General features: G+C 70.9%; 13 protein-coding genes. 11 read left to right on the top strand and 2 right to left on the bottom strand.

The window, feature by feature from the left end:
- Positions 1 to 117: 117 nt before the first annotated feature.
- Entirely contained in the window at positions 118 to 759 is a 642-nt protein-coding gene (locus tag ABZ851_RS23370; protein ID WP_361130826.1) for a TetR family transcriptional regulator, read from the top strand.
- Positions 760 to 849: 90 nt separating this feature from the next.
- Here the strand turns inward: ABZ851_RS23370 and ABZ851_RS23375 are convergent, their stop codons facing one another.
- Positions 850 to 1,701, bottom strand: coding sequence for a helix-turn-helix domain-containing protein (locus ABZ851_RS23375; RefSeq protein ID WP_361130829.1), 852 nt, complete (start codon positions 1,699 to 1,701; stop codon positions 850 to 852).
- Positions 1,702 to 1,813: 112 nt separating this feature from the next.
- Between ABZ851_RS23375 and ABZ851_RS23380 the strand changes: the two genes are divergently transcribed.
- The 3 genes from ABZ851_RS23380 (at position 1,814) to ABZ851_RS23390 (ending at position 4,166) form a co-directional block, all read left to right on the top strand.
- Positions 1,814 to 2,485: a TIGR03086 family metal-binding protein gene (locus ABZ851_RS23380; protein ID WP_361130831.1), complete on the top strand. Its 672-nt coding sequence runs from the start codon at positions 1,814 to 1,816 to the stop codon at positions 2,483 to 2,485.
- 213 nt (positions 2,486 to 2,698) lie between these two features.
- Complete coding sequence (locus ABZ851_RS23385; RefSeq protein ID WP_361131154.1) at positions 2,699 to 3,190, top strand: cupin domain-containing protein; 492 nt, start codon at positions 2,699 to 2,701, stop codon at positions 3,188 to 3,190.
- A gap of 115 nt (positions 3,191 to 3,305) precedes the next feature.
- Positions 3,306 to 4,166: an SDR family NAD(P)-dependent oxidoreductase gene (locus ABZ851_RS23390; protein WP_361130834.1), complete on the top strand. Its 861-nt coding sequence runs from the start codon at positions 3,306 to 3,308 to the stop codon at positions 4,164 to 4,166.
- Positions 4,167 to 4,223: 57 nt separating this feature from the next.
- On the opposite strand, the gene ABZ851_RS23395 is transcribed toward ABZ851_RS23390, so the two are convergent.
- Complete coding sequence (locus tag ABZ851_RS23395; RefSeq protein WP_088798496.1) at positions 4,224 to 4,814, bottom strand: hypothetical protein; 591 nt, start codon at positions 4,812 to 4,814, stop codon at positions 4,224 to 4,226.
- A 306-nt stretch (positions 4,815 to 5,120) separates the two neighbouring features.
- On the opposite strand from ABZ851_RS23395, the gene hemL reads away from it, so the two are divergent.
- From hemL to ccsB, 7 genes are all read left to right on the top strand, one after another.
- Positions 5,121 to 6,446, top strand: coding sequence for a glutamate-1-semialdehyde 2,1-aminomutase (hemL, locus tag ABZ851_RS23400; RefSeq protein WP_361130837.1), 1,326 nt, complete (start codon positions 5,121 to 5,123; stop codon positions 6,444 to 6,446).
- Between the two features lie 58 nt (positions 6,447 to 6,504).
- Positions 6,505 to 7,185, top strand: coding sequence for a histidine phosphatase family protein (locus tag ABZ851_RS23405; RefSeq protein ID WP_361130840.1), 681 nt, complete (start codon positions 6,505 to 6,507; stop codon positions 7,183 to 7,185).
- A gap of 146 nt (positions 7,186 to 7,331) precedes the next feature.
- On the top strand, positions 7,332 to 8,561 hold the full coding sequence (locus ABZ851_RS23410) for a hypothetical protein (protein ID WP_361130843.1): 1,230 nt from the start codon (positions 7,332 to 7,334) through the stop codon (positions 8,559 to 8,561).
- A gap of 76 nt (positions 8,562 to 8,637) precedes the next feature.
- Positions 8,638 to 9,252 (top strand): TlpA disulfide reductase family protein, encoded by a 615-nt coding sequence (locus ABZ851_RS23415; protein WP_361130846.1) that lies wholly within the window; start codon positions 8,638 to 8,640, stop codon positions 9,250 to 9,252.
- Between the two features lie 4 nt (positions 9,253 to 9,256).
- Positions 9,257 to 10,018, top strand: a complete 762-nt coding sequence (locus ABZ851_RS23420) for a cytochrome c biogenesis protein CcdA (RefSeq protein ID WP_088798491.1) — start codon at positions 9,257 to 9,259, stop codon at positions 10,016 to 10,018.
- A gap of 3 nt (positions 10,019 to 10,021) precedes the next feature.
- On the top strand, positions 10,022 to 11,830 hold the full coding sequence (locus ABZ851_RS23425) for a cytochrome c biogenesis protein ResB (RefSeq protein ID WP_361130850.1): 1,809 nt from the start codon (positions 10,022 to 10,024) through the stop codon (positions 11,828 to 11,830).
- Entirely contained in the window at positions 11,827 to 12,915 is a 1,089-nt protein-coding gene (ccsB, locus tag ABZ851_RS23430; RefSeq protein WP_361130853.1) for a c-type cytochrome biogenesis protein CcsB, read from the top strand. Before ABZ851_RS23425 ends, ccsB begins: the two co-directional genes overlap by 4 nt.
- Positions 12,916 to 13,021: the final 106 nt, after the last annotated feature.

Below are 13,021 nucleotides of genomic sequence, written 5' to 3' on the forward strand. Positions count from 1 at the left end.
GGTGTCTGCTGCTGCCTGCGCCTGCCGCAATGCCAACGCATGTTGGTCAACGCTTGTTGGCAAGCGTAAGGCGAGCGGATCTGGTGTGTCAACAGGTGTTGGCCTACAGTTGTTGACATGGCCGAACACGCTCCCTCCGCCGCCGATGCCACGCCTGTCACGCCCGCAGCCCCTGCCGCACCCGACGGCCCGGCGGACCCCGCCCGCCCCCGCCGCTCCGCCGCGACGCGCGCCGCGATCCTGGCCGCCGCCCGGGACCGCTTCGCCGCGGACGGCTACGAGCGCGCCACCATCCGCTCCATCGCCAGGGACGCGGACATCGACCCGTCGATGGTGATGCGCTACTACGGCAACAAGGCCGGTCTCTTCGCGGCCGCCTCCGAGATCGAGGTGCACGCCCCGGACCTCACCCACGTGCCGCGTGACGAGGCCGGCGCCCGGCTCGTGCGCCACTTCCTGGAGCGCTGGGAGTGCGATGAGACGCTGACCGGCATGATGCGCGTCGGCGTCACCAACGAGGCGGGCGCGCAGCGGATGCGAGGCGTGTTCGCCGAACAGATCAAGCCGGTCCTGGCCGCGGTCTGCCCGGTGCCCGACGAGGCGCCGACCCGCGCCGCGCTGATCGCTTCCCAGATACTCGGCATGGCGCTGTGCCGCTATGTGCTGCACATCCCGCCGGCCGTGAACCTCAGCCACGACGAACTCGTCGCCTGGCTGGCCCCCACCGTCCAGCGCTATCTGACGGCCGAACAGCCCTGATGTCCCCGAACGGCCCTGATGCTCCAAGGGCCATGACGTCCGGCAGTCCTGATTGCCGAACAGCTCTGAGGGCCCCGGCGGCGGCCCGAGTCAGCGGGCGTAGGCGGTGGGAGAGACCCCGACGGTGGCACTGACGTCGCGGATCAGATGCGCCTGATCGCTGTAGCCCAGCTCGGCGGCGAGCGCGGCCCAGTCGACCTCCGCGTCGGACGCGGCGCGCTCCAGGGCCTCGTGCACCCGGTAGCGCAGCAGTACCCACTTGGGGCTGACCCCGACGTATCCGGCGAACAGCCGCTGCAGGGCCCGTACGGACATGCCCTCGGCCTGCGCGAAGTCCGCGACCCGGCGGATCGTGCGGTCCGTGCGGATCCGGTCGGCCAGCCGCATGGCGAGGTCGGTCTGGGCGAGGATTCGGGGCCCGGCCCGCACGCGGGGGATCAGAAACGCGTCGAGCGCGGCCACCCGCGCGTCCTCGTCGTCCGGCTCCAGCACGGCGGCCGCGGCGTCGGGAGCCGCGGTGTCAGGGGCAGCGGTGCCGGTGGCCGCGGTGTCGGGGGCCCCGAACACCGCCGCCAGCGGCAGCCGGCGGTCCGTCCAGTCCGTGGCGGGCCGCTCCGGGGTGAACGGCCGGAACCCGCCGGGCCGGAACTGCACCCCGCACACCCGCCCGCGCCCCGTCAGCTTCTGCGCGAACAGCTCCAGCCCGACGCCCGCGACCTCACCGGAACCGGGCCGGTCGGCGTACCGCTGGAAGACGAGGTTCACGCAGGGGTGCGGAACGACATGCGTGGCGTACGGCTCGGACAGGTCCCAGTCGATCAGCCAGTAGTGCTCGACATAGGGGCGCAGCGGCGCGGCGGGGGTGCGGCGGCGGAACTGCACCCGCGTGAAGAGTCCGGGGGCGTCGACGATGCCCCGGGTATCGCGCCGTGGAGCGGCCATGCCTGGATTTTAGGGGGTGCCGGAACGGGCTGCCGGGTGCCCGGTCTGCCGGGTGCCCGGGCTGTCGCATTTTTTCAAGCCGCCGCCGGCCGCGGCCCGTAGCGTCATCGCCATGACCGACATGCAAGACATTACGGATGAAACGTCCGCGAAGGAAACATCCGCGAACGAAACACGACCGGCCCCCGCGGTCTCACCGGCCCCCGTGCCCCCACCGATCAGTGCGCTGCTCGAAGCGGCGGCCGGCGCGGCGCTCCCCGTACTGCGCGGGGTACGCGACGACCAGCTGGAACTGCCCACGCCGTGCGCCGAGTACGACCTGCGGGCGCTGCTCAACCACCTCTTCCAGGTGGTCGTCGCCTTTCAGACGCCGGCCGCCAAGAAGGACGTCGACTTCAGCACCACCCCCGACCGGCTCGGCGAATACGGCGCGCGGTGGCCCGACCGGTTCGCGGACGAGACGGCGCGGCTGGTCGAGGCGTGGGCGGCGCCGGGCGCGGAGGACGGCCTGACCGGCGGCATGAACCTGCCGGCCCGGACCGTCGGCGCGATGGTGCTGCTGGATCTGACGGTGCACGCCTGGGATGTGGCGCGAGCGACCGGCCGGCCGTACGCACCGGCCGCCGGGTGCGTGGCCGAGCTGCGGACGCTGGTCGCGCAGATGGCCCCGACGGCCCGGAAGATGAACGTCTTCGGCGACCCGCTCCCGGTCCCGTCCGGCGCCTCCGCTCTCGACGCGCTGCTGGCGGAGACCGGCCGCGACCCGTATTGGACGGCCGGCTGACGGGCCGTCGGCCGCCGCCGGGCAGCACCCTGGCCGGCCAACGCCTCCGCCCGCGCTCGGCCACCTGGCTCGAACGGGCCCGCACGGGATTGCCGTCGCCCCTAGCCTGGTCCACGACCCGGCAGCCGGCAGACCGAGGGGAGGCAGCCGCGGATGGACGAGCGGCGGATGAACGAGCAGCCAACGGGTGAGCAGCGCACGGACGAGCAGCCGATGCCCCCTGACCGGCTCCCCGAGGCGCTGGTCGATTTCTACGGGCTGGCGCCGCTGTCCCGTGAAGGCGGGCGGTTCCGGCGTACCTGGGCGGGCCCCGAGCGTGCCGACGGACGGCCCGAGGGCTCGGCGATCGTGATGCTGCTGACCGCCGAGCCGGGCGATTTCTCCGCCCTGCACCGGCTGCCCACCGACGAGATCTGGCACTTCTACCGCGGTGATCCGCTCGCCCTGTTCCTGCTCCCGGAAGACGGTGGTGCCCGTACGGTCATCCTCGGCCCGGACGTGCTCGGCGGGCAGCACGTCCAGTTCACGGTGCCGGCCGGTACGTGGATGGCCGCCGAGGTCGCCGACGGCGGCTCCTGGACGCTCTTCGGCTGCACGATGGCGCCGGGTTTCACCTTCGAGGACTACGAGCACGGGGACGCCGCCGAACTGGCCGCGCGCTTCCCCCGGGAGGCAGCGCGGATCGCCGCCCTGAGCCGACCGTGACCGAAGGGTCCATGACGGACCCGACGGTGACCGACCCGTCCACGACGGACCCGACCGTGACCGACCGGTCCACGACGGACCCGCCCACGACCGAACCGAAAACGAGGGGTCGACCATGACCGAGACCGCACCCGACGCCCCCGGCCACTCGCCGCTCCCCGGCCAGTCCCCTCATCCCAGCGACTCCCCGCTCCCCGGCCACTCCCCTCACCCCGGCCTCCCCGACCTCCGCGGCCAGGTCGCCCTCGTCACCGGCGCCGCCGGCGGTCTCGGCCGCGGTATCGCGCTGCGGTTCGCCGCCGCCGGGGCCGCCGTCGTGGCGCATTACCGTACGGGCGCCGAGGCGGCGCGGGACCTGGTCGAGCGGATCGAGTCGGAGGGCGGGAGCGCGCTGGCGCTGGCCGCCGACCTGGCCGCCGAGGAGGAGTGCCACGGCCTGGTGACCGAGGCGGCCGGCTGGCGCGGGCGGCTGACCGCGCTGGTGAACAACGCGGGGGTGCAGCCGACGCAGGAGCTGGCGGGGATGTCGCTCGCGGACTGGCGGGCGGTGGCGGACGTGAACGTGCACAGCGTCTTCGCCTGCACCCAGGCCGCGGCGGCCGTGATGCGGGCGGGCGCCGGAGGGTCGGTGACCCATATCGCCTCCATCGAGGCGGACCGGCCGGCGCCGCGGCATGCCCACTACTGCGCGTCGAAGGCGGCGGTGGTGATGCATGCGCGCACGGCGGCTCTGGAGTACGGGGCGTACGGCATCCGCGTCAACAGCATCTCGCCCGGTCTGATCGACCGGCCCGGTCTGGCAGGGGACTGGCCGGAGGGGGTGCGCCGCTGGCAGGCGGCGGCACCTGCCGGGCGGCTGGGCACGCCGCAGGACGTGGGCGATGCCTGCGTCTTCCTCGCCTCGCCGATGGCGTCCTGGATCACCGGGCACGATCTGGTCGTGGACGGCGGTGTGTCGGCCCGCCCCACGTGGTGAACGGCGGCCCGGCACGGCGCCCCGGCCGGGCACCGCGCCCCGCCCGGGCCCGAACCGTTACGGCCAGACCAGGCAGTACGCCTGGTGCCCCGCTTCGTGCAGCCGGTGGCTGAAGTCCTGCCACTCGTGCAGCAGCTGGTAGACGGTGAAGGCGTCGCGCGGGCCGCCGCGGTCGGGGACCGTGGACCAGATGAAGGCGGCCGCGCCGACCGACTCCTCGCCGACGCCGCGCAGCGGGTCGACCACGGTCATCGGAAGCTTGACGACGGCGTAGTCGGGGTGGAGGACGACCAGTTCGAGCGGCGGAACCTTATGGAGCGGTATGCCCTCTATACCGGTGAGGACCATGGCGGCCATCGTCTCCGGCTTGATCTTGCTGAACATGCCGCCCATGCCGAGCTCGTCACCGCCGAGCTCTTCGGGGCGCATGGAGACGGGGACACGGGCCGCCGTCGCGCCGTTGGGCGCGCCGAAGTACCTGTACGTCACCCCCATGCGGCCGCCTCTGATCTCCCCGCCCGTGGTCTCGCTCGTGATGTCCTCGCGCGTGGTCTCGCCCGTGGTGTCCTCGCGCCGGTGACGGCCGCGCTGGGCGCGCTCGGGACCCCGGTCATTGGTTCCCTCGCCCAGTTCGCCACCGCGATGCATATCTCCACCCGACCACTCGCAGCCCCAGCCGCGCAACCCGATCATCGTCTCAGAGACCTCCCCCGTCACCGGCGCGTGAAACGCCCGGCCGCGCGCCCCCGTGCGCCTCTGAGACCATTGCTTGCGTGACTTACTCGTACGTCGGCCCAGTTTCGCAGACGAGTGGGGGCTGACGCCCGGTCGAAAGCGAGAGGAATCAAAAAAGGAGCGAGGGTGAACCGAGCGGCGCCCGCAGGCGTATCGCGAGGAAGATTCCCGCCTCCCTAGTCAGCAGGGCCGCGCCCGAGCGCCGCCCACCCGCCGTTTATGCAGGTCAGGATCACAGTGCCTTTTCCGTATGAAGCCCCTGTTTCGCAGTCGCTCTTCGACCGTGCGTCCGCCGTGACGCCGGGCGGCGTCAACTCTCCGGTGCGGGCGTTCCGCGCCGTGGGGGGTACGCCCCGGTTCATGGTGTCCGGTACCGGTCCGTACCTCACCGACGCCGATGGCCGTGAGTATGTCGACCTGGTGTGCTCCTGGGGGCCGATGATCCTCGGCCACTCGCACCCCGAGGTGATCGCCGCGGTCCAGGAGGCGGTCGCCCGCGGTACGTCCTTCGGTACGCCCGGCGCGGGCGAGGTCGAGCTGGCCGAGGAGATCGTGGCCCGGATCGAGCCGGTCGAGCAGGTGCGGCTGGTCTCCAGCGGCACCGAGGCGACGATGTCGGCGATCCGGCTGGCGCGCGGGTTCACCGGCCGGCCGAAGGTGATCAAGTTCGCGGGCTGCTACCACGGGCACGTGGACGCGCTGCTGGCCGCGGCCGGTTCGGGCGTGGCGACCCTCGGACTGCCCGACACGCCGGGGGTGACGGGGGCGCAGGCCGGCGACACGATCGTGCTGCCGTACAACGACCTCGAAGCGGTGCGGGCCGCGTTCGCCGCGCACCCGGGCGAGATCGCCTGTGTGATCACGGAGGCGGCGCCGGGCAACATGGGCGTGGTGCCGCCGCTGCCGGGCTTCAACCAGGGCCTGAAGGACCTGTGCGCCGGCAACGGGGCGCTCTACATCTCCGACGAGGTGATGACCGGCTTCCGCGTCAGCAAGGCCGGTTGGTACGGCATTGACGGGGTACGTCCGGATCTGATGACCTTCGGCAAGGTCATGGGCGGCGGCTTCCCGGCCGCGGCCTTCGGCGGCCGTACGGACGTCATGGCGCACCTCGCGCCGGCCGGCCCGGTCTACCAGGCGGGCACCCTGTCCGGGAACCCGATCGCCACCGCCGCGGGCGTCGCGCAGCTGCGGCTGCTGGACGACGCCGCGTACGAGAAGGTCGACGCGGTCTCCGCGGAGGTGCGGGGCCAGGTCACCGCCGCGCTGGCAAAGGAGGGCGTGGCGCACCGGGTCCAGACCGCGGGGAACATGTTCACGGTCTTCTTCACGGACGCCGAGGTGACCGACTACGACGCCGCCAAGGCGCAGGAGTCGTTCCGCTTCACCGCCTTCTTCCACTCGATGCTGGCGCAGGGCGTCTACCTCCCGCCGTCCGCCTTCGAGTCGTGGTTCGTCTCGACCGCGCACGACACGGCGGCCGGCGAGCGCATCGCCGCCGCCCTGCCGGCCGCCGCACGTGCCGCGGCCGCGGCGACGGCCTGAGGACACCTCCGGCGCACGGGCCGGCGACCGCTTGCCGACGACTGAATGAATGGGTGACATGAGCAGCGAAGACATCACCGTGGTGCATCTGATGCGGCACGGCGAGGTGCACAACCCCGACGGCGTGCTCTACGGGCGCCGGCCCGGCTACCACCTCTCCGAGCTGGGGCGGAAGATGGCCGACCGGGTGGCGGAGCACCTGGCGGGGCGGGACATCACGCACGTCGTCGCCTCGCCGCTGGAGCGTGCGCAGGAGACCGCGACGCCGATCGCCGGGGCGCACGGCCTGGAGCTGGCCACCGACGAGCGGCTGATCGAGGCGGCCAACGTCTTCGAGGGGAAGACCTTCGGGGTCGGTGACGGTGCGCTGAAGAAGCCGGGCAACTGGAAGTACCTGACGAATCCGTTCCGGCCCTCCTGGGGCGAGCCGTACCTCGAACAGGTCGTGCGGATGATGGCGGCGCTGGGCGCGGCACGGGACGCGGCGCGCGGGCACGAGGCGGTGGCGGTCAGCCACCAGCTGCCGATCTGGATCGTGCGCAGCTTCGCGGAGCGGCGGCGGCTGTGGCACGACCCGCGGAGGCGGCAGTGCACGCTGGCCTCGCTGACGTCGTTCACCTTCCACGGCGACAAGATCGTTTCGGTGGGGTACAGCGAGCCCGCGCGCGACCTGGTTCCCTCCCATCTTCTGGCCGGCGCCAAACCGGTCAAGGGAAAGGCCAAGGCTTTTGGTGCCTGACGGCGCATCACTTGGCGGAATGTCATATGCAGGCGAAATGACCTGTCCAGGCGAATGACTCGTCACCCCGACGCTCGACATGCCCTCCTCTCCGATGTCCGTTTATATGGATATCGAGTTCGGCGAGCACGGATGGGGACGAGGGTATGCGCGCGATCAGCCGGCGAAAGCTGCTGGGCATGGGAGTCGGTGCAGCCGCCGCGCTGGGCGTCGCCGGCTGCTCGTCGACGGACTCGGACGGCGCGGGGGCGGACAGGCAGCGGGTCAAAGGGTCGGTCCAGGCGCGGGCAAAACTCATCGGTGACGGTTCGACAGCATATTCCGGCGTGCAGCCCCATCAGCCCAAGGCGCCGGAACGGCTCGAACCCGGTCAGACCCCGCCGCAGTTCGTGGTCTTTTCCTGGGACGGGGCCGGAGAGGTCGGCAACGGCCTCTTCCCCCGTTTTCTCCAGCTCGCCAGGGATCACGGTGCGGCAATGACCTTCTTCCTCTCCGGCCTGTATCTCCTGCCCGAATCGCAGAAGCACCTCTACGACCCGCCGAACAACGAGCAGGGAGCCTCCGATATCCCCTACCTCAGCGATGTCCACATCAAGGAGACCCTGAGGTACGTGCGCGAGGCCTGGCTGGACGGCCACGAGGTCGGCACCCACTTCAACGGGCACTTCTGCGGCAACGCCCCGACCTCGGTCAAGCACTGGACACCCCGGCAGTGGCAGTCCGAGATCGGCCAGGCGATGGACTTCGTCACACAGTGGCGCACGAACACCGGCTTCACCGATCTCGAACCGCTGCCCTTCGACTACCGCAAGGAATTGGTCGGCGGCCGCACCCCCTGCCTGCTGGGCCAGAAAAACCTGCTGCCCACCGCCCAGGAACTCGGCTGGCGGTACGACGCCAGCTCGCCCGGCGGAATGCAGATGTGGCCGAGGAAGAAGCGGGGCCTGTGGGACTTCCCGCTCCAGCTGATTCCGTTCCCGGGGCACGGTTCCCAGGTGCTCTCGATGGACTACAACATGCTCTTCCACCAGTCGAAGAACTCCACGCAGGCTCCGCCGGCCAACTATCCGGGCTGGCGGCAGCAGGTCACCGACGCCTACATTTCCGGATTCCGCCGGGCCTACGAGACCAATCGCGCGCCGTTCTTCATCGGCAACCACTTCGAACAGTGGAATGGCGGCATCTATATGGATGCCGTCGAGGAAGCCCTCAAGCACATTGCCAATGAGCAGAACAAAGATGTCCGTCTGGTGTCGTTCCGGCAGTTCACCGACTGGCTCGACGCACAGGACCCGCAGGTGGTGAGCAGGCTCCAGGAGCTGCCCGTCGGAGCGCGGCCGGGCGGCGGCTGGAAGTCGTATTTGTCGGCGGTCTGACGGATACCGCCGGGGGCGGCGGGCCGTCGGAGGGGGGCGCGGAAGATCCGGAATGGGCCCATGCGAAACTTTTCACATGAGTGCTTGCCGCGCCCCACGCCGCCTCACGAGCCGCCGCCGCATCGCCCTGCTCGCCGCAGGGGCGGCGGCCGCGTCGCTGACGCTCAGCGCCTGCGGCGACGGCGCCTCCGGCGGCTCCTCCCAGACCCGGTTCGTCCAGGGCAAGAACGGCATCGACACCGTCACGAAGGACGAGCGGCAGCCGGCCCCCGATCTTTCGGGTGAGACCACCACCGGCAAGAAGCTGGACATCGCCGACTACAAGGGCAAGGTCGTCATTCTCAACGTCTGGGGATCATGGTGCGGGCCCTGCATCGCCGAGGCGCCGAACTTCGCCAAGGTCGCGAACGAGACCAAGAGCAAGGGCGTCCAGTTCGTCGGGATCAACACCCGCGACTCCGAGAAGTCGCAGGCCACCAGCTTCGAGGAAGAGCACAAGGTGCCCTACCCGAGCCTGTTCGACCCGACCGGCCGGCTGATGCTGCGCTTCCCCAAGGGCAGCCTCAACCCGCAGTCCATCCCCTCCACGATCGCCGTCGACCGGCACGGCAAGATCGCCGCCCGCTCGATCGGCCCGGTCACCGAGGCCGACCTCCGCAAGATGATCACCCCGCTGATCGCCGAGAAGTGATCACGTGATCGCGCTCGCCGCCGCCGCGGAAAACCAGACCGTCCTCAACGGGACCCTGCTCGCCGCCGTCCCCCTCGCACTCGTCGCCGGACTCGTCTCCTTCTTCTCGCCCTGCGTGCTGCCCCTGGTTCCGGGCTATATGTCGTACGTCACCGGCGTCACCGGCACCGACCTCGGCGAGGCCCGGCGCGGCCGGATGCTGGCCGGCGCCGCGCTCTTCGTCCTCGGCTTCACCGCCGTCTTCGTCTCCGGCGGCGCGCTCTTCGGGTTCGCCGGCCAGACCCTGCAGCAGTACAAGGACGTCGTCTCGCGGGTCCTCGGCGTGCTGATGATCCTGCTCGGGCTGGCGTTCGCCGGTGTCCTCAAGCGCTTCGGACAGCGCGAGGTGCGCTTCCACATGAAGCCCGCGATGGGACTGGCCGGCGCGCCGGTGCTCGGGGTGCTCTTCGGCGTCGGCTGGACGCCGTGCCTCGGCCCCACCTTCGCCGCCGTCAGCGCCCTCGCGTACTCCGGCGCCAGCGCCGGCCGCGGTGCCCTGCTCACCGTGGCGTACTGCCTCGGCCTGGGCGTGCCGTTCATCGTCGTCGCGCTGGCCTTCCGCCGGGCACTCGGCGCCTTCGGCTGGGTCAAGCGGCACTATCTGTGGGTGATGCGGATCGGCGGCGGAATGATGGTCGCCCTCGGCATCCTCCTCGTCACCGGCATCTGGGACAGCCTGATGTCCGAGCTCCAGAGCTGGACGCAAAGCTCCACCGTTGGGATCTGATTGATGGCCACCAAGACCGACACCCCCCGCGACCCGGGCTCCGCGGCCGAAGCGGGCAGTGATCTCGGCGCGGCCGGATCCCAGCTCTCCACCGCGCCCACGGAAGACGTCACCTTCCCCTCGCTCGGCCCGCTCGGCTGGGCGCGCTGGTTCTGGCGGCAGCTGACCTCGATGCGGGTCGCGCTGCTGCTGCTCTTCCTGCTGTCCATCGGCGCGATCCCCGGCTCGCTGATCCCGCAGACCAGCGTCGACCCGGTCAAGGTCGACCAGTTCAAGGCCGACCACTCCACCCTCGCGGGCATCTACGACAAGCTCGGGATGTTCCACGTCTACAGCTCGGTGTGGTTCTCCGCGATCTACCTGCTGCTGTTCATCTCGCTGATCGGCTGCATCGTGCCGCGCAGCTGGCAGTTCGTCGGACAGCTCCGCGGCCGCCCGCCGGCCGCCCCGCGCCGCCTGACCCGGCTGCCCGCGTACACCACCTGGCGCACCGAGGCGGACCCCGAGGAGGTCCTCGGCGCGGCGCAGCGGCTGCTGAAGAAGCGGCGCTTCCGTGCCCACCGGGACGCCACCGCGGTCGCCGCCGAAAAGGGCTACCTGCGCGAGGTCGGCAACCTCGTCTTCCACGTCGCGCTGATCGTGATGCTGGTGGCGTTCGCCGTCGGCAGCCTGTGGAAGTCCGAGGGCAACAAGCTGATCACCGAGGGCGACGGCTTCGCCAACAGCCTCACGCAGTACGACGAGTTCAAGTCGGGACCGTTCTACGACACCGACGACATGGACCCGTTCGGCTTCAAGCTCGACCGCTTCGACGCGACGTACGAGCGGACCGGGCCGCAGCGGGGCACCCCGCGCACCTACCGGGCGCAGATCTCCTACTACCTGGGCGCGGACGGCAAGCAGCACCACACCGCCATCGAGGTCAACAAGCCCCTCGACATCGCGGGCAACCGCGTCTACCTGCTCTCGCACGGCTATTCCCCCGTCGTCACCGTCAAGGACGGCCGCGGCAAGACCGTCTTCCACGGCGCCACGGCCTTCCTGCCCGCCGACCCGAAGAACCTCACCTCGACCGGTGTGGTGAAGGTGCCCGGCGCGCAGACCAAGGAAGGCAAGCGCAACCAGCTCGGCTTCCAGGCGATGTTCGTCCCGACGTTCGGCGGCCGCGGCACCGGCTCGATGTTCTCGCAGTTCCCGGCGCTGGACTTCCCCGTGCTCTCGGTCAACGCCTACCACGGTGACCTGGGCCTGGACTCCGGCCTGCCGCAGAGCGTCTACAAGCTGGACACCAAGCGCCTGAAGAAGTACCAGGACGGCAAGGGCGGCATCCTGAAGAAGATGCTGCTGCCCAAGGACCGCGTGGACCGGCACGCGGGCGGCTCCAAGAACAAGGCCGCCGTCCGCGCCGCCGAGGCACAGACCACGATGCAGCTGCCGAACGGCGAGGGCTCCATCACCTTCGAGGGCGTCAAGAGCTGGGCCAGCTTCAAGGTCTCCCACCAGCCCGGCAACGGCCTGGCGCTGACCGGCGCGGTCGCCGCCCTGCTGGGCCTGGCCGGGTCACTGTTCATCCAGCGCCGCCGGATGTGGGTCCGGGCCGAGAAGGGCGCCGACGGCGTCACCGTCGTCGAGATGGCCGGGCTCGGCCGCAGCGAATCGGCCCGGCTGCCGGAAGAACTCGGCTCGCTCGCCGGGGACCTGTTCCCCCAGGCCCCGCCCGCCCCCGACGCCCCAGCCCCCGATACCGAAGACCCCGCGGAGCCCACTGACTCTGACGGACCTGCTGACCCCTCCGAAGGAGCGCGCGCGTGAACATCGCGGCCGCAGCCAACGAGACACTGGCGCACAACAGCAACCTGCTGGTCTATTCCGCGATGGCGGTCTATACGCTCGCCTTCCTCGCGCACATGGCCGAGTGGGTGTTCGGCAGCCGCAGCAAGGTCGGCCGCACCGCCGCCGCCCTGACCGCACAGTCCACGGCGTCCGTGACGGTCTCCGCCCGGAAGTCCCAGCAGGGCGGCGCCACCGCCGTACTGGAGCGGCCCGAGGTCGTCACCAAGTCCGTCGCCGGCAACCGCGACGTCCCCGACGGGCCGGGCGCCGCGGGCGACACCGAGAAGGGCGACCTCTACGGGCGGATCGCCATCTCGCTGACCGTCCTGGCCTGGGCGCTGCACGTGGGCGGCGTCCTCACCCGCGCCCTGTCCGTGGAGCGTGCCCCCTGGGGCAACATGTACGAGTTCTCCACGACCTTCGCCGCGGTCGCCGTGGGCCTCTACCTCCTGCTGCTCGTGCTCGGGAAGAAGGTCCGCTGGATCGGGCTGCCCCTGGTCACCACCGTCCTGCTCGACCTCGGGCTGGCCGTCTCGGTGCTCTACACCGCCAGTGACCAGCTGGTGCCCGCACTGCACTCGTACTGGCTGTGGATCCACGTCAGCTGCGCGATCATCTCCGGCGCGGCGCTCTACCTCGGCGCCGTCTCCACCCTGCTCTTCCTCTTCCGCGACTCCTACGAGAGCAAGCTCGCCGACCCCGCGGGCAAGCAGCCCGGCGCCTTCGCCTCGTCCGTCCTGGAGCGCCTGCCCTCGGCCGCCTCGCTCGACAAGTTCGCCTACCGCGTCAACGCCACCGTCTTCCCGCTGTGGACGTTCACCATCATCGCGGGCGCCATCTGGGCCGAGGCCGCATGGGGCCGCTACTGGGGCTGGGACCCCAAGGAGGTCTGGGCCTTCATCACCTGGGTCGCCTACGCCAGCTACCTGCACGCCCGCGCCACGGCCGGCTGGAAGGGCCGCAAGGCCGCCTACCTGGGCCTGATCGGTTTCGCCTGCTACCTGTTCAACTACTACGGCGTGAACATCTTCGTGACGGGCCTGCACTCCTACGCGGGAGTCTGACCCGGTCCGACGCGATCCGGCCCGGTCCCACCCGGTCCGGCCCGGTCCGGTCCGATCCGCACACCCCCCGGTGCCGTACGGGACGCCTCCACACGAGGGCGTCCCG

It is taken from the genome of Streptomyces sp. NPDC047049, from assembly GCF_040643995.1.
Classification (GTDB): Bacteria; Actinomycetota; Actinomycetes; order Streptomycetales; family Streptomycetaceae; genus Streptomyces; species Streptomyces mooreae.